Here is a 19,892-nt window from a genome sequence, read left to right on the forward strand (position 1 = left end):
GTTAATTCAAAAGAACCCTCGTCAACTCGCGGTGGAGCGGACCGGATCGGTCGGTGACGTTGGGCTATTGAACGCCATCTGGTGCAGCAGCAGTTTTATAGGAGAGCGATCGGTGGAAGCAGACGTCCCGAGCACCAGTGCAAAAGTTTGGCCGGCACCGGAATTGCCTACGGAGGCACAAGCCGGTTTGCAGCTTCTACAGCGCGGCTTCCGAACGCGGGAAGCCCTAGAAGATCGTGTCGATGCTCTAACCGTTACGTTTGGTTCCGCTCTTGCTGCAGACCGTGACACCGCTCCATATAACGCTGTCCCCGATATGGTTCAGAACGCGCTCAATAATGCCCTTGATCACCTACACGCCCTGCAGGTGAGCGTAGCGGAGAGCGGAGGGAAGCTGCTTGCAATGTCCTCGTTCACGTTAATTCGAAGCGCCTACGAGGCGCTAGGGACTGGGTTGTGGATCTTGCAACCAGAATCGAGCGATCAGCGACTGCTGCGTTCAAGACAGCTGCTTCGCTCTAACCGCCTTCAACTTCAAAACATGCAATATGAGTCTGGGAAATCCGATCCTGGTTTCGAACGCGTGGAAGCCACTCTCCAGCGCCAGCTGGATTCGTTACCCTCGCTCGCTAACCCATCAGTCAAGAAATTGAGCAGCGTTACGATCCGACTTCGCGAAATCGCCGACTTGGTTCCAGAGTTGAAAGTCCCACCTCTGATCCTCTGGCAGAAAGCTAGTGGTATTGCTCACAACAACACTTACATGATGACTGCTGTACTCGAGAAGGAGAAAATCGAGCTTCCTGACGGAAGCCCTAACGCGTACCGAGTTTCATCTAGCTTTGGAATGGTTGCCTTCTACTATGACTCAGCACTAAAAATGCTTGAAGCTCTTTTGGGTCTGTATGACCAACGGAACAGAGTTTGACGAATCAACTGGCAACCAAGGTCCCCCCTTATCGACAGTTCGGGAGGACAGTCGTTCAGAATTTTTAATACTGCTCAGGCGGGTTCCGGACGTCGAGGTGAGGCCTCGGTAGCAAAAGGATCGTTTTGTGAGATAGCTATCGTCGCTCTCTCCAGCGGGCAATCAGACTCGGGGTGCCGATTTGGCACCTAGCGCTACGGAGAGCGTAAGAGGCGCAGTCCCCGGCTATATCGCGACCGGCAACACCCAGGCATTGCAAGGCGATCCTCGACCGCATCCCGGCCGGCCGTTGGGGCGTCGGTAGCGACCTCGCGGGTGCCACCGTGTTCCTCGCCTCGCGCTCCTCCGACTACGTCTCGGGCGCCATCCTCAACGTGGACGGCGGCTGGCTCGGCCGCTAGTTCTCCCCCAGCAGACTGTTGGCATCCATCCTCGTCGGTGGGTGCCAACAGTTGTTTCTGGAGATGCCGAGAACGTGCCGTGATGCACCCCTCGCGCGACCGAACTGTTTGTCTTGGCGTCTTCGAAGAGTGCTTCTGTGTTCAGAGCTTGTTATAGACCTCACGACGGTGTGCAACCTCAACGATGAGGATGAGAATCTGATCGTCGTCGATAGTTGTGAGGATGCGGTAGTCACCGACTCGATAACGCCAGAACTCCTCGTTCACGAGCTTTTTGCCGAGCAACCGCGGGTTGTCGAGGCGCGCAAGTTTTTGTTCAAGAAAGCCACGGATGCGCTTCGCTGCTGTGGGGTCGACTTTTGTAACCTGCTTCGCTGCCTTCGGGGTGAATCTGATCGCGTAGCTCACGCAGGCCAGACCACGTCAGCAAGGTCGATCGCATCGTCATTGGACTGAGTGAATTCCTCGAGTGCATCTTTTGCCAGGAGGTAATCTTCGTTCTCGTCCAGATATTGCGTCAATGCCTCGGTCGCATAGAAAGTTTTCGACCGGCCAGTGCGCGCAGACAAGTTCTGCAGGCGATGCTCCGTCTCATCGTCAACGCGAAGATTGATTTGCGGCATGGAATCCTCCTCTGGATGCTATACAAATATAGCATTATCTAGTGCAATGAGTACCGCTTCAGCAGGTCACCGGCCGTTAATCGCAACGGCGTTCGCTTGGCTGCCGGGTCGAGCTCGCGCTTATCGAGCCTAGAATCGCGTAATGGATTCATTCGAAGTCGAGATTCGGGGTGAGTTGTTCCGAATCAGCGAGCGAATTCAACCGGGCGGAGCAATGAGTTACGACTTAAATTGGCTCAACGGTCCAGCCGGAGGAACGTACGGTTTCACTGTGGCTCGATCTTCTGCTCAGATCACCGCAAGCGAACTGGTCGCTGAAGCGCGTGGGTTTATTGAAGCTTTCTACGGACCCGGCGGCATCGGAGAGACAGACTTCCCGACCCACACACCGGCCAATGCGGAGCAGAACGACGGATAAGACTGCGACATCGATGTCCGGCTGCTCTGTCGACTCAACATCAGAAAGAGCAGACCTCCAGCCAACAAGCACCTGAGCGGGGGCGGCTCATCATGGCTGCCAGCCACCCTCGGCGCGGATAGCTGAGGTGATTCGTAGGCTGATGTTGTGCAGCTGCCGGGTTTGCGTCGGCGTCAGGGTGTCGAAGACGAGGCGGCTCACGAGGTCAACGTGGCCGGGGGTTGCCTGTTCGACCTTCTCTCTGCCGCCATCCGTCAAGCTTGCAAGCGTGTATCTGCCATCGCTGGGGTCGGGAACACGGCATACCCAGTTTTTGGTCTCTAGCCGCGCAACCGCCCGCGAAAGGCGCGACAGCGAGCTGTTCGAATAGGTAGCGAGCGTGCTCATCCGGAGGGTGCAGTCAGCGGCGTCCGAGAGCGCGAACATGATGCCGTATTCGAAGTGCGTGAGATCGGAGTCGCGCTGCATCTGGGAATCGAGGGCTGCTGGCAGCCACTCGAGAAGCGTCGCCAACGCCGCCCAGGTCTCGAGCTTTTCATCGTCGAAAGCTGGCGCGGGGCTGAGATCTGTCATGGCTAAAGATTAGCTGAAATTGGGGGCAATCGCCCTAATTTGACTTTACTGAGAAAGTCAATCAGGATCAGCTTTACTTGCTTGGGAAAGTTAAACGGGCTCGTCGTTACCCCTAGAGAGCAGGAGAAATTATGGATATGCAACTCAGCGGCAAGAAGGCGTTCATTAGCGGATCGACTCAAGGAATCGGCTACGCGATTGCCCAGGCGATGCTCGCTGAGGGTGTTGACGTGACGATTAATGGGCGGAGCGAAGCCAAGCTTCACGAAGCAGTTGCCCAGCTCCGAGCATCCGAGCCGGGTGGAACCGTCTCCGGAATCGTCGCCGACCTCAGTGACGCCACTGCGACCGAGAACCTACCCGAGCAGCTAGGCGACATCGACATTCTGGTGAACAATGTCGGGCTCTTTGAGCTGTCGCCCTTCCACGACATTCCCGACTCAGAGTGGCAACACTATTTCGAGGTGAACGTCATGAGTGGCGTGCGGCTCTCGCGGCACGCACTGGGCGGCATGATCGCAAAAAACTGGGGTCGGATCATATTTATCGGCAGCGAGTCGGGAGTGAACATCCCGGCGGACATGGTCCACTACGGTCTCACTAAGGCGGCAAACCTCGCCCTGAGCAACGGACTCTCGAAGCTCACACGCGGCACAAACGTGACGGTCAACACGATCCTCGGAGGACCAACCTATTCCGACGGGGTGGCAAACGCCGTCAACGAGATCGCTGCCGCACAGGCGATCTCTGCAGACGACATGAAAGCGGCAATAATCGGCGGCAACACAACCTCTCTTCTCCAGAGGTTCATCGACCCCACTGAGATTGCCAACCTTGCTCTTTACCTAGCCAGCCCCCGGTCTTCAGCAACAAACGGGGCGGCCGTTCGCGCAGATGGTGGAGTTCTCACCACACTGATCTAACAGGGCCTCGTAAAGCTGGGCCCCCTGTCGCCGGTCGAGGATTATCCGGCACCAGGCGAGTGGCAGTGTGATTTCGCACGCAGCCCCGAGCTTCACGCCACTCGCGTGACCGCGTCAGCCGCCGGCGTTATGCCTGCGCCGCCGGAATCACCGAGAAGTTGTCGCGGAACAGCCCCTGCGGGTCAACACGCGCTTTGATGTCGCGAAGACGCGAGAGTGTCGGCGGCGGGAAGGCATCGTGGATTCGTTCGGGGTCGAGCGATGTTTCGAAGCTCAAGTAGGTTCCGCTGAGGAACGGCTTCACCTTGGCCCACTCTTTGGCGAGGCGTTCGGCGTTGGAGCTGCCCGCACTGATCGCGAAGTTTGCTGACCGATGGGCGTAGGCCGTGGCATCCGCCGCAACATCTGAGACAGCACCGCCGACGCAGCGAATCTGGATGAACGTGCTGGCCCCGCTTTCGACGAAGCGCGCCAACGCCTCGGCAACGTCAGGCGTGAGGTGCTCGATCAGGCCGGATGCAGAAACGGGTTCGCCCCGCCCGGAATGTGGTGCCGGGCTGGCATTGCCCATCAGCGCGCTGTACGGCAGAAGCTGAACGGATTGGCTGGTGAGGGGTGCAATTTCGGCGAGCGGCTGCAGGCGGTTCAGGATGGTGTCGGGCTCGTCTGACGCCACAGCACCCAAGACGTTGACGCCTACGTACGGTGCGGAGTTTTGGCGCACAATCGCAAGCTCGGTGGTGAGGTCGCGGGGAGCTTTCTCCATCGCAGCACCCCACCGTTCGAGCAGCTCCGGCATGTTTCCGGGGTCGAAACCCAGCTGGGCGAATCCGATGTCGGCGACTTCTTCCACCACAAAGTCGAAGCTGACAACGATTCCCATGTTGGCGCCGGCACCGCGGATGGCCCAGAACAGATCCGGGTTCTCTCCCGCGCTGGTGTGCACGAGCGAGCCATCGGCCAACACGATGTCGGCGGCGATGAGGTGGTCGATCGTGAGCCCCTGCTGGCGTGCGAGCCAGCCGACGCCGCCCGCCGTCGCGAGCCCGCCCACCCCTACCCCGCCGTAGTCGCCAGAACTCAAAGCCCAGCCTTCGTCGCCCAAGACGGTCGCGACGTCAGACCACCGGGCACCCGGCCCGATGCGTACGGTCTTCGCTTCGCGGTCGAGAATCTCGATCGAGTTCAGTTCTTTGAGATCGATGACCAGTCCGCCATCGTTGGTGCTTCGGCCGCTGATACCGTGGCCTCCGCTACGCACAGCAAGCTCAAGATGGCGATGAGTGCGAGCGAACTCGACGCTCTCGACAACCTCCTCCACAGTGCTGGGCTGCAACACCAGCCCCGGGGAACCGCCGCGCATGTAGGTGGATTTCACACTGGAAAAGTTGTAATCACCGGGTTCAATGGCGCGCACACCCTCAGGCGCGGCGTCATAATCAATCCCGCTTCGCCGCGCTGCCACCGCTGCGGCGCTCTTAACTTCGGCCGGCGCAAGGCCCGAGCGGGCGCGCTCCGACGCGACCAATTCGCGTACCGCAGGCATCACTTCTTCGGCGAAGAGTTGCAAGACCATTGCGCTGTCGTTAGCGAGAATGAACGTGCTCGCGCCGTCTTCTAACGCCAGCGTTGCAAGCTGCTCAGCCCAGCCATCCAGACCAGTCTGAGGAACGGTGATGTTGGCGAGCCGGCGAATTTCGCGAGGATCGCGGCCGGCCGACACTGCCGCCTTGTCGATGGTGGCGTTGCCACGCGCGAAATCTCCGGGCTGGAGATACCCCAGCGACGGCAGCCAGCCATTGGCTTTGCGACCAATGAGGCGCAGGCCGCGCGGTTTGAGAGCGCCAATCCAGATCGGAATATCGTGGGCTGCGAGCGGTCCGCGTTGGGCACCGCGAACGCTGTGCACGGAGCCATCCAAGCGCAAAAGTTGCCGATTTCCGGCATCCCAGATTCCCCGCATAATGTCGATCGCCTCTTCGAGTGCGGTGATCGATTCTCCGGGAGTGAGCCGCGGAACGCCCATGGCGACCACAGCATCCCAGAACGCTCCCGCCCCCAACGCCATGTCGATGCGCCCGCCCGACAGAAGGTCGAGGCTGCTCGCCGCTCGCGCCGCGACAGCGGGATTACGCAACGGAACATTCATGACGTTCGGCGCAATGTGAATGCGGTCAGTTCTCGCCGCAACATACGAGATCAAGGTCCAGGTATCGAGGAACGAGGGTTGGTAAGGGTGGTCCTGAAAGGTGACGAGATCGAAGCCCAAAGACTCCACGAGCTGCGCCGTTTCGACGGGTGCTTGCGGCGATGCATTCGCGGGTGTCACAAATGCGCCGAATTTCAACGGATGACCGTAGTCCATGAGGGCTCCAATTCTGAGGTAAAGATTTTAGGCAGAGAGGCAGTACGCCGGGTGTTCGACCGAGGCCAACATCCGCGGCGCACTGCCGCAACAGGGTTCGGTTAGAACATTCCGTGACCGTTGACGGGGCTGATCGCGGCCGTGATGGGCTGCAGAACATCCCAGTGCTCGAGGGCAACGCCGTCGGCATCCATCTTCCAAATGTCGACGCCGGCCACGCCCAGGTCGTCAGCGTCATCGTTGTACAGGTTGAGGAAGTTGACGTGGGCCCACACCCAGTCGCCAGAAGCAATGATGCGGTGGATGACGACGCGCGCGTTCTGACGCTGAGCCGTCAGCGCGGCGAAGGTGGCACCGAGTCCGGCAGCGCCATCCGGCAGCAGCGGGTTGTGCTGAATGTACTCGTCGGCGACGAGGTTGTTTGCCGCCTCAACCGAGTTCTTCTGGTTGATGGCTTGCTCATAGAAGTCGATGAGGTTGTTCTTGTTACGAACGGCACGCTCGTCAGTGAGGTCTACTGCTTCAATCATGATCTGTTTCCTTTTCTATTGGTGGGGTGAGTTGGGATGGGATGGGTTAGGTGGGTTACGCAAGAGTGAGACGCAGGGCGTCTTGCTCTTCGGCCGTAGAGGTTCGAAGAAACTGCACGAGCTGCGCAGCGTCGTCACCGATCGTGGCGGTGCTGGGGGCAGGGGTGCGTTCGGCGATGTCAACAACTTCGACTGCGGCGGCCGCCGAAGTGAGGCCCTTCGCTTGGTCGTCGTTGAACCCAGCCGCAAAACGGGCAAGAGCTTCGCCGTAGAGCTCGCGCTGGGCATCGGTGAGAGAGTTCGTGAGTTCGCCGAGGAGAGCGGCCGATTTGGCGGGGCCTCCCGTGAGCATGCTGCCGGGCTGAATAATCGTGACTTCAACCCCGAAGCGGTGAAGTTCGGTGCGGTAGGCCTTCATCAGCGCTTCAACGGCGATCTTGGAGGCAGCGGATGGCGCGTTGAACGCCATCGGGAATGCGGCCGAAATGGTGCTGATCTGAACAATTCGTCCCTGAGCTGCACGCAGCTGCGGCAGGAACGCGTTGACGACAGTGAGCGGCGCGAAGGTGTTGACTTCGAATTCTTGGCGAATCGCGTCAAGAGGCACAAGCTCAAGCGGGCCTGGGGTCAGGATGCCCGCGTTGTTGATAAGCAGGTTGACCTTTCCCCCGGACTTGGCCGCGACGTTCTCGGCCCAGGTACGCACGACATCAGGGTTCGTGATGTCAACGCGGGAGAGAACAATGCGCGGGTTGCCGCTTGCCGGCTCACTGCTGAGCGTCGTTCCGTACACGGTGTAGCCCTTCGCTGCGAGCTCCTCGGCAATGTCTTTGCCGAGCCCGCTCGCCGCGCCCGTTACTACCGCGGTCGCGCTTTCGTGTTCGTTCATGGTCTCGCCTTTACCGATCTCGAGCCTGTCGCTCGGTGAGAATTTACTTGACTGGGCAACTATAACACTTACTTGCTTGATCAAGTACAATTGCGTTATGGCTCACCACAACAACGGCATGACCCGCGACGAAAAGGCTCTAATGCAGGCACTCTCGCGGGCGATTAGCGTCGTTCCGCGCGTGCTCGACGCCGACCTTCAGCGCGACCAGCAGTTGCCTCTCACCGACTACTTCGCCCTCACCTACCTCTCTGAGGCAGAAGGCCAGCGCCTGCGCATCAACGAAGTCGCCACCCGGCTATCGATGACCATCAGCGGTGCGACTCGCACCGTGAACCGCCTCGAAGCCCTCGAGTTTGTCGCCCGAGAGCGCTCCGCTAGCGACGGTCGGGGCGCGGATGTCGTACTCACCGACGTCGGCCTGAAACGCCTCAAAGCGGCCTGGCCCAGCCACCGCGACAGCGCCCGTCGGCGCGTGCTCGACCGTCTCGACGCGAACGAACTCGCGGTCCTCACAAAGGCACTGAACAGCATCGGCGCAGAACCCGACGATTTCGATTCCGCGGACTGCCCTCCCCAATCCTGAAACCACCCTGGCGACGACATCACGGTGACGCCACAGCGACGTCGACGCCGAAGCGCTACCGACGCCGAAGCGCGCGCACTGTGAGAGCTCGGCTGCTGGTCAGTCCTTGGCGATAACCGCTTCGGGCCGCAGGTCGAGCCGGCGCAGCAGCTGAGCGTTGGCGGCAACGACCACGGTCGAGGCCGACATCAGTAGCGCGCCAACCGAGATGGGCAGCACGAAGCCGATGGGGGCGAGCACGCCAGCGGCGAGCGGCACAGCGAGGAGGTTGTAGCCGGCAGCCCACCACAGGTTTTGGCGCATCTTGCCGTAGCTGCGGCGCGAGAGTTCGATCACGGCAAGCACTGAGCGCGGGTCGTCACTGGCGAGCACGACGCCAGCGGAAGCAATCGCTACGTCAGTTCCGGCGCCGATCGCGATTCCGACATCCGCCTGGGCAAGCGCTGGCGCATCGTTCACGCCGTCACCGACCATGGCAACGGTGCCGCCTGCCTTCTGCAGTTCGGCGACCTTGCTCGCTTTGTCTTCTGGATGCACGCCCGAGAACACCCGGTCGATGCCGAGTTCGGCGGCCACCGACTGTGCCACAGCATCCGCGTCTCCGGTGATCATCACCACGGTGATGCCGCGATCGTGGAGTGCATCGACAGCCTGGCGGGAGTCTTCGCGCACTTCATCCGCGAGACCGATCGCACCAATCACGTGCCCGTCCGCGAGCACGTGCAGAATGATTGCGCCCTCAGCCGCCCACGTCGTGGTCACCTCGACCGCGGTTTGGTCGTGCTGGCGGAGCATGCTTGGCCCACCAACGCTGATCGTGGAACCGTCGACAGTCGCTTCGACCCCCACGCCGCTCGACGAGCTGAATTGTGAGGCTGTCGCCCGGTCGAGTTTGCGATCTTTCGCTGCCGTCACAATGGCCTTGGCCAGCGGATGCTCGCTGTCGAACTCTGCGGCGGCAGCGAGCCGAATCACCTCATCGTCACTCGCATCGCCGACAGCCACAACGTGCGTGACAGCGGGCTCGCCCTTGGTGAGGGTGCCAGTCTTGTCGAACAACACAGTGTCAACCTTGCGCATGGTTTCAAGAGCGAGACGATCCTTGATGAGCACCCCGGCGCGAGCAGCACGCTCGGTAGAAATCGAGACGACAAGCGGAATCGCAAGACCCAAAGCATGCGGGCACGCGATCACAAGCACGGTGATCGTGCGCACGATTGCATCATCAGGGCTACCTACGAGCGTCCAGACGGTGGCCGTGATCGCGGCAGCACCGAGCGCGAACCAGAACAGCCATCCCGCGGCGGTATCGGCAATACGCTGGGCGGGCGACGACGAGTTTTGAGCCGTTTCTACGAGCCTGGTGATGCCGGCGAGCGCCGTGTCTTCACCGATCGCGGTGACCTTCACCCGGATCGAGTTATCGGTCGCAACGGTTCCCGCAACGACGCGGTCTCCCACGGCCCGCTCAACCGGCTGCGACTCTCCGGTGATCATCGACTCATCCAACTCCGCCGAACCGTCAATCACTTCGCCGTCGGCGGGTACTCGCCCACCGGGGCGAACGATCACGACGTCTCCAACAACGAGGTCAGCCGGGTGCACCGAGACGAAGTTGTCGCCCTCAACTTTCTCCGCTTCATCCGGAAGCAACGCCGCCAGAGAATCGAGAGCACTCGAAGTTTGGGCGAGCGAACGCATCTCGACCCAGTGGCCGAGCAACATGACGACGAGCAGTAGCGCGAGCTCCCACCAGAAGTCGAGTTCGTGAGCAATAAGCCCCAGGGTGGATGCCCAGGAGGCGACAAACGCGACCGTGATGGCCATAGAGATCAGCAGCATCATTCCCGGCTTGCGGGCTTTCAGCTCGGAAGCACCCCCCGTGAGGAAGGGCTTGCCTCCCCAGACGAACATGACGGTGCCGAGCACCGGGGAGATCCACTGCACGAACACGTTCTCGGGCAGGGTGTAGCCGAGAATCTGGGCGAACATCATGCTGAAGCCGGCAACCGGGATCGCCAGGACGAGCATGATCCAGAACAGCCGGCGGAATTGTGCGACGTGGTCTGCATGACCAGAGTGGCCAGAGTGCTGCTGGGGAGAGGTTTGCGTGTTGTGCTCGGTCATTCCATCCATGAGCGCCACGTTATACCCCTATGGGGTATATATTCAACCCACGATCTCCAACTCCCAGCTACCGTAGACCCGTGACTACTTTCAGCGCAGAAATCGTGTCCGCCGTCCTCGCCCACATGAATAGCGACCACAACGATGACAATCTGCTCATCGTGCGTGCGTTTGCGGAATCCGCCGCTATCTCAGCGGCCATGGTGTCGCTCGACGGCACCGAGGGCACGTGGCAGTATTCGGATGACGACGGCATCGAACACCATGTGACCGTGCCGTGGAGCACTCCGATCAGCGAGCGTGCGGAGATCCGCCACGAAATCGTGAAGCTCTACGATGCTGCGTGCGAAAAGTTGGGTGTCGAAGCTCGCCCGCACAGCTAACGATGCGGTAATCCTCGTCCACAAGTTCACCTCTTTGTGCCCCTAGCCAAACCATCTGGGTGAGGAGTACGAATAAGAGTCAACAGCGCGAGCATCGTGTTCGCGCGGAGGAGGCACTTCAATGACTACATCACCTAACCGCCTGCTGGGAGTTATCTTCGGCGCGGTCTACATTCTTGTCGGGTTGCTCGGCTTCACCGTCACCAACGGCGTTGGCTTCTTTGCAACCGAGGGTGGACTCCTGCTCGGGCTATTCGAAGTGAACATCTTCCATAACGTTGCCCACCTCCTCATCGGTGCAGCACTGCTGCTGGCAGGAATTTCCAACAAGCGCGCCGCACGCACCGCCAACTCCACCGTCGGCTTCGCCTACCTCGCCCTCGGCTTTGCCGGCTTGCTGCTCGTGGGCACCTCGCTCAACATCCTGGCCCTCAACGCCGCCGACAACGTGCTGCACTTTGCCAGCGCTGTTGTTCTGCTCGCCGTTGGCCTCGGCGCCGACAAGCGCGCAACCGGCGTTAGCGCCTAACCCGCCGCGGCTGACATCCGATTACCGGTTCGCCAGCCGCCACCGCGCCTCCCCGCGCCACACCCCTGGGCAGCTCAGCAGCCCCATCTTCAGCACCGAGAGGAGAACCAACATGTCCGCTATCACCCGAACTTGGATCGCGTTTGCCGCAGTAGGCGCCGGCCTGATTCATGTTGCGCTAGTAATTGGTTCCCCTCTCGCGCTGGCGATACCGCTCGGCCTTCTCGGCATAGTCGAATTTGGCTGGGGTGTCTTTGCGTTCACTCGCGAGCAGTTGCCAACGCCGCGTGCCGCTATTGTCGTTGCGGTGGCTCCACTCGTTGCCTGGGGCCTGCTGGTCGGCGCGGCATCCAGTCTTCAGATCCCCGCTCTTGCCTCATTAATGGATGTCGTGCCCTGGGGCATTGCCGCAATCTTCCAACTATTCGTCGCCACGTCGATCTCGCTACAGGCGCGTCGCATCCGCGAGGGGCGACAACGGGCAAGCACGGCGCCCGGTGCGGCTCGCTACCTGACGGCCCTCATGCTTGGCGCTCTCGCGGTTTCTGCCCTGACAACTCCTGCTCTCGCCGCCACCGAGGCCGGCATTTACGCTCAGCCCCATGGCGAACACGATGGTTCATTCACTCCTCAAAGGGACTCGCCAGCCGGTGACGTTCCCGAAGTCGTGTTCGACGTTCCGAGCCACACCGGTCACTAGGTCACGTGATCGCTTCGCCTAGCTGCGCACCGAACGCAAGGTCACTAGCGTGATTGTGATGGCCACTGCCATGAGGCCGACGGCGACCCAGGACGTCGTGACGACTCCTGTGTCAAAGGCGTGACGCGCGGTGTCTAAGAGTTGCCCACCGAGCCCATTCGGCAGGGTGGACGCCACCTCGACGGCACCGCCCAGAGTCTCGCGCGCTGCCGTCGCATCCGCTTCGGTCAACCCGTCCGGGATAACGATAGACGACCGGTACGAGGCGGTGAGGATGCTGCCGAGTACGGCAGTTCCCAGCACGGCGCCCAATTCGTAGGCTGTTTCAGAGACGCCGGATGCCGCCCCAGCTTTGTCGGGGGGAACGCTCGAGATGATGAGATCGTTCGACAGGGTTTCGGCGGAGCCGATTCCGGCACCGAGCACACAGAACGCCACGATGTAGCTCAGCACTGTCGCGTCGCTTCCGATCAGCGCGATCGAAGCGTAGGCGAGTAGCGAGAGAAACAGGCCGCCGGCCATGAGATAGCCGGGGCGCACATACCGTACGAGCGGTACAACCCCGAGACCGGCGAGGATGATCACCACGATGCCCGGGGTGAGGGCAACTGCTGCGTCGAAGGGACTGAGCCCCACGACAAGCTGCAGGTGTTGGGTGAGAAAGAACAGAAGTCCCAAGAGCGAGAAGACGCTGACCAGGTTCACCAGAACCGCGCCGGAGAACGAGGGAACCCGGAACAGGTTCATGTCGAGCATGGGGTTGGGTTGGGCGAGCAGTCGACGCACGAAGTACACCCCCGCGAGAGCGGCAACGATGAGCAGCACTATGGGGAGCACGCCGATGCCCTCTGTGGCGATAACTTTGATCGCATAGACCGCAGGCCCAAGGGTGAAGATCGACAGCACGATGCTGCCGAAGTCGAATGGTCCGGGGGCTGGATCTTTCGATTCGGCGATGAGCAGGGGCGCGAAGATCAGCAGCGGAAGCAGGAAGGGCACAGCAACGAGAAACACCGATCCCCACCAGAAGTGCTCAAGAAGCACACCACCGACGAGGGGACCGATTGCAGAACCGGCCGAAAAGCCCGCGGCCCAAATAGCGATAGCGAGGCGGCGCTGCCGACGATCGCCAAACAGCGAGCGCAGCAGCGAAAGAGTCGATGGCATGAGCATGGCGCCGAAGACTCCGAGGAACACCCGCGCGATGATGAGCGAGGTCGCATCAGGGGCAAAAGCGGCAAGCACGGAAACGATTCCGAAACCGGATGCCCCAATCAACAGCATCCGGCGGCGGCCAAAGCGATCGCCGAGATTACCCATGCCCACGAGCAGCGCTGCGAGCACCAGGGGATAAACGTCGACAATCCAGAGTTGCGCCACCGCACTCGGCCGCAAGTCTCTGGCGATACTCGGCAGCGCAAAGCTCAGCACCGTGTTATCGATAGAGACAAGAAGTGTCGGCAACATCAGCACGCCAAGGGCGAACCATTGCTTGGTCGTCGCTAAGACGCGGGGCTGGTCAGTCGTACTCACTAGCTCACGATACAGTCCCGCCGAACACCCAACTTTTGGATGATGCAGTGTCAGCAGCCCTCCCACTAGAGTGAGGGTCACCTAACTCACTTCGCTAGGAGAATCCAGTGGCTGTTATTCCTTTCTCGCAGGCCCTTCGCGAGCGCACGTGGTCAAGCCACGGCGATAGCGAAGGTGCCGATTTCATGAAAGATCTCATGACGGGCAAAGGCAGCCGCGATGACTACATCGCTTTGGTCGCCCAGCACTACTTCATCTACGAAGCAATCGAAGCTGCCGCAGATCACTTCGCGAATGACCCCGTAGCCGCGCCATTCATCACTTCGCAGCTGACTCGCCTGCCCGCCATCGAAGCCGACCTCGAGTTTCTTCTCGGGGCCGACTGGCGTGACCAGATCGCCCCGCTTCCGACCGCGGCAGCGTATGCCGCCCGCGTCCGCGAGATCGCCGCCCAAGACTGGGCTGGCGGGTTTATCGCCCACCACTACACTCGCTACCTCGGCGACCTTTCGGGTGGGCAGGTCATCCGCACTCTTATGCAGCGCCAGTTCGGTTTTGAAACCAACGGCGTCGGTTTCTACCTGTTTGATCAGATTGCGAAGCCCAAAGAGTTCAAGAGCACCTACCGCGATCAACTCGATGCTGTGCAGTGGGATGACGCCGAACGTGAGCGCGTCATCAACGAAGTCTTGACAGCCTACAAGTTCAACACCGACCTTTTCATCGACCTGTCACGCGCAAAGGCTGCCGCCTAACCAGCCTCAACCTGGGCGCGCAAGGTGTCGAGCGTCTCCAAAATTTCGATCGAAACATCGAGTGGATGCTCCGGCGCCTCGGTTCGGCCAGCCGCAATGTGATGTGCGATCGCCGTCGTCTGAAACGCGAGCCCCTCGCGGCCACGCAATCCGGTGCCATCGGTGAACTCCGTGCGCTCTTCGTCACGCACAACGGCGAACCCGTGGGGCGCGTAAAAGGGGGTGCGCACCTCAACGCGAGCCCGAGTGCCGTTGATGCGGGCCTCCGTGGGGGTGTCGGCGAGCATTGTCGTGTGCAAAACCGATTGGGCGCCACTGGCGTGCCCAAGAATCATCGCTGCTTGGCCATCAACGCCGCTCGCGAGCATCCGCCCTGTCGCCGCCAGCGAATTGGGGGCACCGAGGGCGAACCGGGAAAACCACACCGGATAGATTCCGATGTCGCGAAGTGAGCCGCCACCCATCGCTGGGTCGAATACCGGCTGGCCAGCAGGATCGCCAAAATTTGCCCCGAAATCGGCGGTCACAATTTTTAGGTCGCCAAGGTCTCCGGCGGCGAGGAGTTGAGCGATTATGGTCGTCTGCGGCAAGAACCTGGTCCACATCGCCTCCATCGCAAAGACTCCGGCCGCCCGCGCAGCGGCAACAATCACCTGCGCATCGGCGGCATCGATGCCGAGAGGCTTTTCGATCAGCACATGCTTGCCCGCGGCGATCGCCAGCAAGGCCAAAGGGCGATGAAATACGTTCGGGGCAGCGATATAAATGATGTCCACTGCTGGATCTGCCGCAAGCTGCTCATAGCTTCCGTAGCTTCGCTCGATGCCGTTCTTCTGCGCGAATTCGGCAGCTCGCTCAGCGGACCGAGACGCTACCGCCACAACCCGCTGGTCAGTGTGAGCGTGCATTGCTGCCACCCAATCGGTAGCGATACCGCCCGGAGCGAGCACCCCCCAGTTCAGCAGTGGCCCGCCACGAAGGGGCGCAGCAGTCGATTCAGGCAGAATCACGATAGTTCTCTTCCCAGATAGATCGAATCGGTACCGCTAGCGAGCTCAACGAAGCCCAAGTGGCGATAAAACGCGATTGCATTGTGGTTGTCTTCTCCGACCCCCAAATGGATGCCCGGCACACCGCGAGCGCGCAGCTCATCAAATAGCTTCTCGAGCAGTGCACGCCCCAATCCTTTACCTTGCACGCGCGGCAGCAGATCGATGTGAAGGTGGGCGGGGTAACGCTCGGCCACGGCATCCGGGGCGCGCACGGGTGAGTGAAGGTGGGCGATTAGCTCGTCGTCAAGCGTTGCACTGTCGGTCGGAGGATATTGTTCGCGGAGCGCTGGCCACCACTGCCGCTCTTGCCACTCTTCGAACTGGTGGGTGTCGGCAGCGCCGAGCACATAGCCAGCTACTCCCTGTTCGTCCACGATGACGAAGGCGAGATCAGGGTGCCCCACGAGATAGGGGCCAACATAAATGTGACCCAGCAGATCGGGATTGGCATAAAGCGCGCTGCCATCGGCACCGGCGTCGGCGGTCTGGAGACAGACTCGATAGGTTCCGGGAAGGTCTTGCGGTCCAGCCAGACGGATATGGGTCATAGTTTCACCATATAGCGCCCGTCAAGTGGTCTCTTCCCATTGTCACGCTACGATGTCAGAGTGGTCTAAGGCGGCTCGCTACCAGTGCCGCCTTCTCACGGAATCCATAGATATCCGGGGCACTTTTGGGTATCACGGTTCAGTAAGCAGCACCGCTATTGGTCTAACCAGACCTTTACCGAGTGCCCATAAATGGGCTCTAATGTGAAGGTGACAGTCGTCGTGGAATCAACCAGACACACACTCAGAGCGCGCCTACGAGAATTAGTCGCGTCAACCGAGGTGGGCAAGAGCCTGCCGAGCGAGCGAGACCTCAGCGCCCAATGGGGCGTCGCCAGAATGACAATCCGCCGCGCAGTCGACGCTCTCGTCGCCGAAGGGCTCGTTGAGCGCCGCCATGGCTCCGGCACCTATGTCACTCCCCAACCGTTCGTTCGCCTGCTCGGACTCACCTCGTTCTCGCAAGACATGCGCGACCGTGGGCTCGAGCCCAGCGCGCGGTTGCTTGCCTACCGCGTCGCGCCCGCCGATTCCGCGATCGCCACCCAATTGCACATCTCCCCCGGCGATCAGGTCGTCAGTTTCACCAGATTGCGTTTAGGGGGCGGCGAAGCAATGGCGGTCGAGACTGTCTGGATTCCTCAGGCGCTCGTCCCCGGCATCAATGGCAGTGACCTCGGTGGTTCGCTCTACGAACTACTCAGCTCCCGCTACCGCATTGTGCCCGGCGCCGCCAACGTCTCGATCGAACCGGTGCTGCCCGACCAGCGTGTGCGCGAACTGCTCACGATCGCCGCTGATCAGGCGTGCTTGCGCATCCGCATGGTCGACTCGGATGCGCGCGGCAACATCATCATGATCGCCAACTGTTTCTACCGCGGCGACAAATACCAACTCACCGCCCAAGTGTCTGGCGCGGCTTTTACTCCCGAACAAGCAAGGAAAAGTTGATGCTTACCGTTCTCGGCGTTGATGGCGGGCAGTCCGGCATCCGGGTTAAAAGCACCGCGCAACCGGGAACGGTCGAGGTCGATGGAGTCAGCCGGCTTGAGGGCGACACTGTGCGTTCCGTCTTCAATGCTGTCGCAAGCGCCTGGAGTCATGGCCATTTCGAGCCAGTCGACCGCGTCGTCATGGGTCTGACGACATCCCCCGCCGATGCCGCTGCCGCGTCGAGACTTGGCGCCCTGGTTGCAGCAACTACTGGTGCGCGCGAGGTGTGGGTGGCGGATGACACTGTTACTTCGCACGCTGGCGCACTTTCGGGCGAGCCCGGCGTCTCTCTCATCACCGGAACCGGCGTCGGGTGTCTTGCCCTGAAGGCCGACGGCGAATCACGAGTTATTGATGGCCACGGCTACCTCCTCGGTGACGCCGGCGGTGGTTTCTGGATCGGCAGCCGCGGGGTGTCAGCCGTGCTCAAGCAGCTTGACGGTCGCGGCGAAACCACCATGCTCACCGAGCGTGCCGAGAATCAATTTGCCGGTCTCCACAATCTTGCCGCCCGCATTCACAGCGTGCGTCGCCCTGTCAATCGCGTTTCGCAGTTCGCCCGTGATGTGCTGACCGCCGCGGTCGAAGGGGACGCCGTCGCAAACAAGATCGTCGATGGTGCCGCCCGTGAGTTGTTCGAGACTGCTCGCGTTGGGCTGAACTGGGTTGGCCAAGATGCCCCGCTCGCGCTCGGCGGAAAACTGCTCGGTCACAACACTGTTCTCTTTGCCAGACTCGTCGAGCTTCTGGCGGCGGAGGGTTTGTCGTTCCGTCCAGCGGATGCCTCCGCTCTCGACGGTGCACTGCTGCTGGGCGCTGGCGAGACCAACAGCATCTATCGCAGTCTTATCCATATCTGGAAAGAAGAGCCATCATCGTGACGACCACCCCGAATGCCCTCGATTTGGAGTCACCTGCCGATCGCTTTCTCTCGCATGCAATCGAACTGATTGAACGCCTCCGCACCGACGAAGCAGCGAATATCGTTGCGGCGGCCAGACTCATCGCCAATACCCTCATCGCCAAGCGCACCGTTCACGTCTTCGGCACTGGTCACTCCCACATGATGGCGGAAGAGCTCTTCTACCGTGCCGGTGGGCTCGTCAATGTTCGTCCGTTGCTCTTCGACGGGCTCATGCTGCACTCGAGCGCACCGCTCAGCACCTCGCTGGAGCGTCTGCCTGGCTTGGCCGCGGCACTGCTCGGTGACCACCCCATTTCTGCGGGAGACGTTCTGATCGTTGCCTCGAATTCGGGAAGCAACGCCGTGACGTCGGAGCTCGTGCAGCTCGTCATCGCTAACGGCGTTCCGGTTATTGCCCTCACGAGTCTCAATCATGCAACGTCGTCTTCCGCTCGCCCTACGGCTTTCCCTAGACTGCATGAGTTAGCCACTGTTGTTATTGATAACGGTGGTCGCGTCGGGGATGCCGCGGTAGACATCAGCGGGATCGACAAGCCGGTGTCTGCGACCTCGACAGTAATCGGGTCAGCGATTCTCAATGCAGTAATGGCCGAAGCTATTCAGTTGGCCGTAAATGAGGGCGTGATTCCCGACGTTTACGAAAGCAGCAATACCAGCAGTGGCGATGCCACGAATCATAAATTCACCACAAGGGAGGCGGTTGTATGACAGCCGTCTTCGAGCGCGATGTTCCCTCCACCTCACCCTTTGCCGTCCGAGGCGTGATTGAGGGATTCTATGGCTCCCCGTGGAGTCACGCGCAACGAGTCGACCTCATCAGCTTTCTCGCCGAACGGGGCATGAACACTTTCGTCTATTCCCCCAAAGACGACCCCCTCGTTCGCCACGACTGGCGCAGTCCCTACGCTGGGGCAGAACTCGCTCGAATGTCTGAACTGATCGCCCGCTGCGCCGAACACGGCATGACATTCCTGTATTGCCTGTCTCCCGGCCTCACGATCAAATATTCCAGCAGCGACGATTTACGGATGCTGCTGGCCAAGTTCGCCGCCGTTGGCGAATTGGGCGTCACCAGTTTCGGGTTGCTCCTCGACGACATTCCTGCTCGATTGCAGCATCCTGAAGACATCGCCACCTTCTCTGATTTAGTGGATGCGCATCAGTCGCTCATCGGTGGAGTCTTCTCGCAGTTCAGCAGCGACACGCACCTCACGGTCTGCCCCACGCAATATTGGGGTTACGGCACCGAGGAATACATCAGCCGCTTGGGCCGCGCCCTTGATCCCCGCATTGATCTGTTCTGGACGGGCCGCGCGATCTGCTCCCCCACTCTCGATCTTGCTGACGCCGCCGCTTTTGCTCGATCGACCGGTCGGCCGGCCACCTATTGGGATAACTACCCCGTGAACGACGTGGCGATGGGCCATGAACTCCACATTGGCCCGTACCAGGGCCGCGACCCGCAGCTGTTCCGCTTCTCGACGGGCATTATTGCTAACGGCATGCAACTTTTTGAGTCATCCAAGATCCCGTTCGCCACCATCGCTGACTATTTGCGCGATCCCGAAGGTTACGATGCCGAGGCGAGCTGGAAACAGGCGATTATGGATGTCGTCGGGCCAGAAAACGCCGCAGACTTCACCGTGTTTGCTGACACTGTTCGATTCTCATGCCTCTCGGCCGACGATGCTCCCGAGCTCGCTGAGGCCCTCGAGCGCTTCACTTTTGAGCTGGAGTACGGTGATCGCGTGAGCGCCGCCGCCGAGCTTGTGCAGCGTGCCGAGTCAATGGTGCAGGCGGCCGATCGCCTTCTGGATGGTCCGGTCAGCAACCCGGCGCTCATTGCCGAGGTTCGCCCGTGGCTGAAGTCATTCCGTTTGGGGTCTCAAGCGCTCGTTGAGGTTGCCACGCTGGCCACCGTGGACCGCCTCGATACCGACGGCCCCACTGTTCTTCGCCCGTTCCTTGAGGGCTTACGAAATGCTCGTCGCCGCGTGTTCGGCGATCTGCTCGATATGACTTTGGCGGAGCTTGTCGCCGCCGAGGGCTCACCACCCGCAACACCCGCTAGTGCATCACCCCTAAGCGCATCCATCACAGCAAAGGAATGA

General features: G+C 60.7%; 22 protein-coding genes and 1 pseudogene. 13 read left to right on the top strand and 10 right to left on the bottom strand.

The window, feature by feature from the left end; translation table 11 throughout:
• Nucleotides 1-112: 112 nt before the first annotated feature.
• Nucleotides 113-928, top strand: coding sequence for a hypothetical protein (locus ON14_RS08335; RefSeq protein ID WP_010204455.1), 816 nt, complete (start codon nucleotides 113-115; stop codon nucleotides 926-928).
• Nucleotides 929-1,130: 202 nt separating this feature from the next.
• Nucleotides 1,131-1,329, top strand: a pseudogene (locus ON14_RS15450) (SDR family oxidoreductase); the annotation flags it as partial.
• A gap of 141 nt (nucleotides 1,330-1,470) precedes the next feature.
• Here ON14_RS15450 and ON14_RS08340 read toward each other — a convergent pair.
• Together ON14_RS08340 and relB are read right to left on the bottom strand one after the other, a co-directional pair.
• Nucleotides 1,471-1,737 (bottom strand): type II toxin-antitoxin system RelE family toxin, encoded by a 267-nt coding sequence (locus ON14_RS08340; RefSeq protein WP_010204457.1) that lies wholly within the window; start codon nucleotides 1,735-1,737, stop codon nucleotides 1,471-1,473.
• Complete coding sequence (gene relB / locus ON14_RS08345; protein WP_010204458.1) at nucleotides 1,734-1,952, bottom strand: type II toxin-antitoxin system RelB family antitoxin; 219 nt, start codon at nucleotides 1,950-1,952, stop codon at nucleotides 1,734-1,736. Before relB ends, ON14_RS08340 begins: the two co-directional genes overlap by 4 nt.
• A 142-nt stretch (nucleotides 1,953-2,094) precedes the next feature.
• Between relB and ON14_RS08350 the strand changes: the two genes are divergently transcribed.
• Nucleotides 2,095-2,370, top strand: a complete 276-nt coding sequence (locus ON14_RS08350; protein ID WP_010204459.1) for a hypothetical protein — start codon at nucleotides 2,095-2,097, stop codon at nucleotides 2,368-2,370.
• Nucleotides 2,371-2,460: 90 nt separating this feature from the next.
• Here the strand turns inward: ON14_RS08350 and ON14_RS08355 are convergent, their stop codons facing one another.
• The gene (locus ON14_RS08355; protein ID WP_010204460.1) at nucleotides 2,461-2,943 is read right to left on the bottom strand and encodes a MarR family winged helix-turn-helix transcriptional regulator; all 483 of its coding nucleotides are present in this window, start codon (nucleotides 2,941-2,943) and stop codon (nucleotides 2,461-2,463) included.
• A gap of 131 nt (nucleotides 2,944-3,074) precedes the next feature.
• Between ON14_RS08355 and ON14_RS08360 the strand changes: the two genes are divergently transcribed.
• A complete protein-coding gene (locus ON14_RS08360; protein ID WP_010204461.1) occupies nucleotides 3,075-3,866 on the top strand; it encodes an SDR family NAD(P)-dependent oxidoreductase in 792 nt (263 codons plus the stop codon).
• 127 nt (nucleotides 3,867-3,993) lie between these two features.
• Here the strand turns inward: ON14_RS08360 and ON14_RS08365 are convergent, their stop codons facing one another.
• The 3 genes from ON14_RS08365 to ON14_RS08375 form a co-directional block, all read right to left on the bottom strand.
• A complete protein-coding gene (locus tag ON14_RS08365) occupies nucleotides 3,994-6,231 on the bottom strand; it encodes an LLM class flavin-dependent oxidoreductase (RefSeq protein WP_010204462.1) in 2,238 nt (745 codons plus the stop codon).
• Nucleotides 6,232-6,332: 101 nt separating this feature from the next.
• Nucleotides 6,333-6,761, bottom strand: a complete 429-nt coding sequence (locus ON14_RS08370; protein ID WP_010204463.1) for a nuclear transport factor 2 family protein — start codon at nucleotides 6,759-6,761, stop codon at nucleotides 6,333-6,335.
• A gap of 55 nt (nucleotides 6,762-6,816) precedes the next feature.
• Nucleotides 6,817-7,650: an SDR family NAD(P)-dependent oxidoreductase gene (locus tag ON14_RS08375; RefSeq protein WP_010204464.1), complete on the bottom strand. Its 834-nt coding sequence runs from the start codon at nucleotides 7,648-7,650 to the stop codon at nucleotides 6,817-6,819.
• A 97-nt stretch (nucleotides 7,651-7,747) separates the two neighbouring features.
• On the opposite strand from ON14_RS08375, the gene ON14_RS08380 reads away from it, so the two are divergent.
• Entirely contained in the window at nucleotides 7,748-8,236 is a 489-nt protein-coding gene (locus ON14_RS08380; RefSeq protein ID WP_010204465.1) for a MarR family winged helix-turn-helix transcriptional regulator, read from the top strand.
• 99 nt (nucleotides 8,237-8,335) lie between these two features.
• Here ON14_RS08380 and ON14_RS08385 read toward each other — a convergent pair whose 3' ends face one another.
• The gene (locus ON14_RS08385; RefSeq protein ID WP_081503529.1) at nucleotides 8,336-10,372 is read right to left on the bottom strand and encodes a heavy metal translocating P-type ATPase; all 2,037 of its coding nucleotides are present in this window, start codon (nucleotides 10,370-10,372) and stop codon (nucleotides 8,336-8,338) included.
• 71 nt (nucleotides 10,373-10,443) lie between these two features.
• Between ON14_RS08385 and ON14_RS08390 the strand changes: the two genes are divergently transcribed.
• From ON14_RS08390 to ON14_RS08400, 3 genes are all read left to right on the top strand, one after another.
• Nucleotides 10,444-10,746 (top strand): DUF2470 domain-containing protein, encoded by a 303-nt coding sequence (locus ON14_RS08390; protein ID WP_010204467.1) that lies wholly within the window; start codon nucleotides 10,444-10,446, stop codon nucleotides 10,744-10,746.
• 121 nt (nucleotides 10,747-10,867) lie between these two features.
• Nucleotides 10,868-11,275: a DUF4383 domain-containing protein gene (locus ON14_RS08395; protein ID WP_010204468.1), complete on the top strand. Its 408-nt coding sequence runs from the start codon at nucleotides 10,868-10,870 to the stop codon at nucleotides 11,273-11,275.
• A 112-nt stretch (nucleotides 11,276-11,387) separates the two neighbouring features.
• Nucleotides 11,388-11,975, top strand: coding sequence for a hypothetical protein (locus tag ON14_RS08400; protein WP_010204469.1), 588 nt, complete (start codon nucleotides 11,388-11,390; stop codon nucleotides 11,973-11,975).
• An 18-nt stretch (nucleotides 11,976-11,993) separates the two neighbouring features.
• Here the strand turns inward: ON14_RS08400 and ON14_RS08405 are convergent, their stop codons facing one another.
• On the bottom strand, nucleotides 11,994-13,508 hold the full coding sequence (locus tag ON14_RS08405; RefSeq protein WP_026037619.1) for an MFS transporter: 1,515 nt from the start codon (nucleotides 13,506-13,508) through the stop codon (nucleotides 11,994-11,996).
• Between the two features lie 107 nt (nucleotides 13,509-13,615).
• Here ON14_RS08405 and ON14_RS08410 point away from each other — a divergent pair, with 107 nt between their 5' ends.
• Complete coding sequence (locus ON14_RS08410) at nucleotides 13,616-14,263, top strand: biliverdin-producing heme oxygenase (protein WP_010204472.1); 648 nt, start codon at nucleotides 13,616-13,618, stop codon at nucleotides 14,261-14,263.
• On the opposite strand, the gene ON14_RS08415 is transcribed toward ON14_RS08410, so the two are convergent.
• On the bottom strand, nucleotides 14,260-15,273 hold the full coding sequence (locus ON14_RS08415; RefSeq protein WP_010204473.1) for a Gfo/Idh/MocA family protein: 1,014 nt from the start codon (nucleotides 15,271-15,273) through the stop codon (nucleotides 14,260-14,262). The genes ON14_RS08410 and ON14_RS08415 overlap by 4 nt on opposite strands.
• Complete coding sequence (locus tag ON14_RS08420) at nucleotides 15,270-15,863, bottom strand: GNAT family N-acetyltransferase (protein WP_010204474.1); 594 nt, start codon at nucleotides 15,861-15,863, stop codon at nucleotides 15,270-15,272. Before ON14_RS08420 ends, ON14_RS08415 begins: the two co-directional genes overlap by 4 nt.
• Before the next feature lie 192 nt (nucleotides 15,864-16,055).
• Here ON14_RS08420 and ON14_RS08425 point away from each other — a divergent pair, with 192 nt between their 5' ends.
• The 4 genes from ON14_RS08425 to ON14_RS08440 are packed head-to-tail and all read left to right on the top strand — an operon-like array spanning nucleotide 16,056 to nucleotide 19,892.
• On the top strand, nucleotides 16,056-16,814 hold the full coding sequence (locus ON14_RS08425) for a GntR family transcriptional regulator (RefSeq protein WP_141629974.1): 759 nt from the start codon (nucleotides 16,056-16,058) through the stop codon (nucleotides 16,812-16,814).
• The gene (locus tag ON14_RS08430) at nucleotides 16,814-17,737 is read left to right on the top strand and encodes an N-acetylglucosamine kinase (protein WP_010204476.1); all 924 of its coding nucleotides are present in this window, start codon (nucleotides 16,814-16,816) and stop codon (nucleotides 17,735-17,737) included. The genes ON14_RS08425 and ON14_RS08430 overlap by 1 nt, the downstream gene beginning before the upstream one ends.
• A complete protein-coding gene (locus tag ON14_RS08435) occupies nucleotides 17,734-18,489 on the top strand; it encodes an SIS domain-containing protein (protein ID WP_010204477.1) in 756 nt (251 codons plus the stop codon). The genes ON14_RS08430 and ON14_RS08435 overlap by 4 nt, the downstream gene beginning before the upstream one ends.
• Complete coding sequence (locus ON14_RS08440; protein WP_010204478.1) at nucleotides 18,486-19,892, top strand: protein O-GlcNAcase; 1,407 nt, start codon at nucleotides 18,486-18,488, stop codon at nucleotides 19,890-19,892. The genes ON14_RS08435 and ON14_RS08440 overlap by 4 nt, the downstream gene beginning before the upstream one ends.

Source organism: Salinibacterium sp. PAMC 21357 (genome assembly GCF_000247645.1).
GTDB lineage: Bacteria > Actinomycetota > Actinomycetes > Actinomycetales > Microbacteriaceae > Rhodoglobus.

Bases quoted from the DNA above. Each gene is read 5' to 3' on its own strand.
- relB (WP_010204458.1), bottom strand. From the start codon at position 1,952: ATGCCGCAAATCAATCTTCGCGTTGACGATGAGACGGAGCATCGCCTG.
- ON14_RS08350 (WP_010204459.1), top strand. From the start codon at position 2,095: ATGGATTCATTCGAAGTCGAGATTCGGGGTGAGTTGTTCCGAATCAGC.
- ON14_RS08355 (WP_010204460.1), bottom strand. From the start codon at position 2,943: ATGACAGATCTCAGCCCCGCGCCAGCTTTCGACGATGAAAAGCTCGAG.
- ON14_RS08360 (WP_010204461.1), top strand. From the start codon at position 3,075: ATGGATATGCAACTCAGCGGCAAGAAGGCGTTCATTAGCGGATCGACT.
- ON14_RS08365 (WP_010204462.1), bottom strand. From the start codon at position 6,231: ATGGACTACGGTCATCCGTTGAAATTCGGCGCATTTGTGACACCCGCG.
- ON14_RS08370 (WP_010204463.1), bottom strand. From the start codon at position 6,761: ATGATTGAAGCAGTAGACCTCACTGACGAGCGTGCCGTTCGTAACAAG.
- ON14_RS08375 (WP_010204464.1), bottom strand. From the start codon at position 7,650: ATGAACGAACACGAAAGCGCGACCGCGGTAGTAACGGGCGCGGCGAGC.
- ON14_RS08380 (WP_010204465.1), top strand. From the start codon at position 7,748: ATGGCTCACCACAACAACGGCATGACCCGCGACGAAAAGGCTCTAATG.
- ON14_RS08385 (WP_081503529.1), bottom strand. From the start codon at position 10,372: ATGGATGGAATGACCGAGCACAACACGCAAACCTCTCCCCAGCAGCAC.
- ON14_RS08395 (WP_010204468.1), top strand. From the start codon at position 10,868: ATGACTACATCACCTAACCGCCTGCTGGGAGTTATCTTCGGCGCGGTC.
- ON14_RS08400 (WP_010204469.1), top strand. From the start codon at position 11,388: ATGTCCGCTATCACCCGAACTTGGATCGCGTTTGCCGCAGTAGGCGCC.
- ON14_RS08420 (WP_010204474.1), bottom strand. From the start codon at position 15,863: ATGACCCATATCCGTCTGGCTGGACCGCAAGACCTTCCCGGAACCTAT.
- ON14_RS08425 (WP_141629974.1), top strand. From the start codon at position 16,056: ATGGGCTCTAATGTGAAGGTGACAGTCGTCGTGGAATCAACCAGACAC.
- ON14_RS08430 (WP_010204476.1), top strand. From the start codon at position 16,814: ATGCTTACCGTTCTCGGCGTTGATGGCGGGCAGTCCGGCATCCGGGTT.
- ON14_RS08440 (WP_010204478.1), top strand. From the start codon at position 18,486: ATGACAGCCGTCTTCGAGCGCGATGTTCCCTCCACCTCACCCTTTGCC.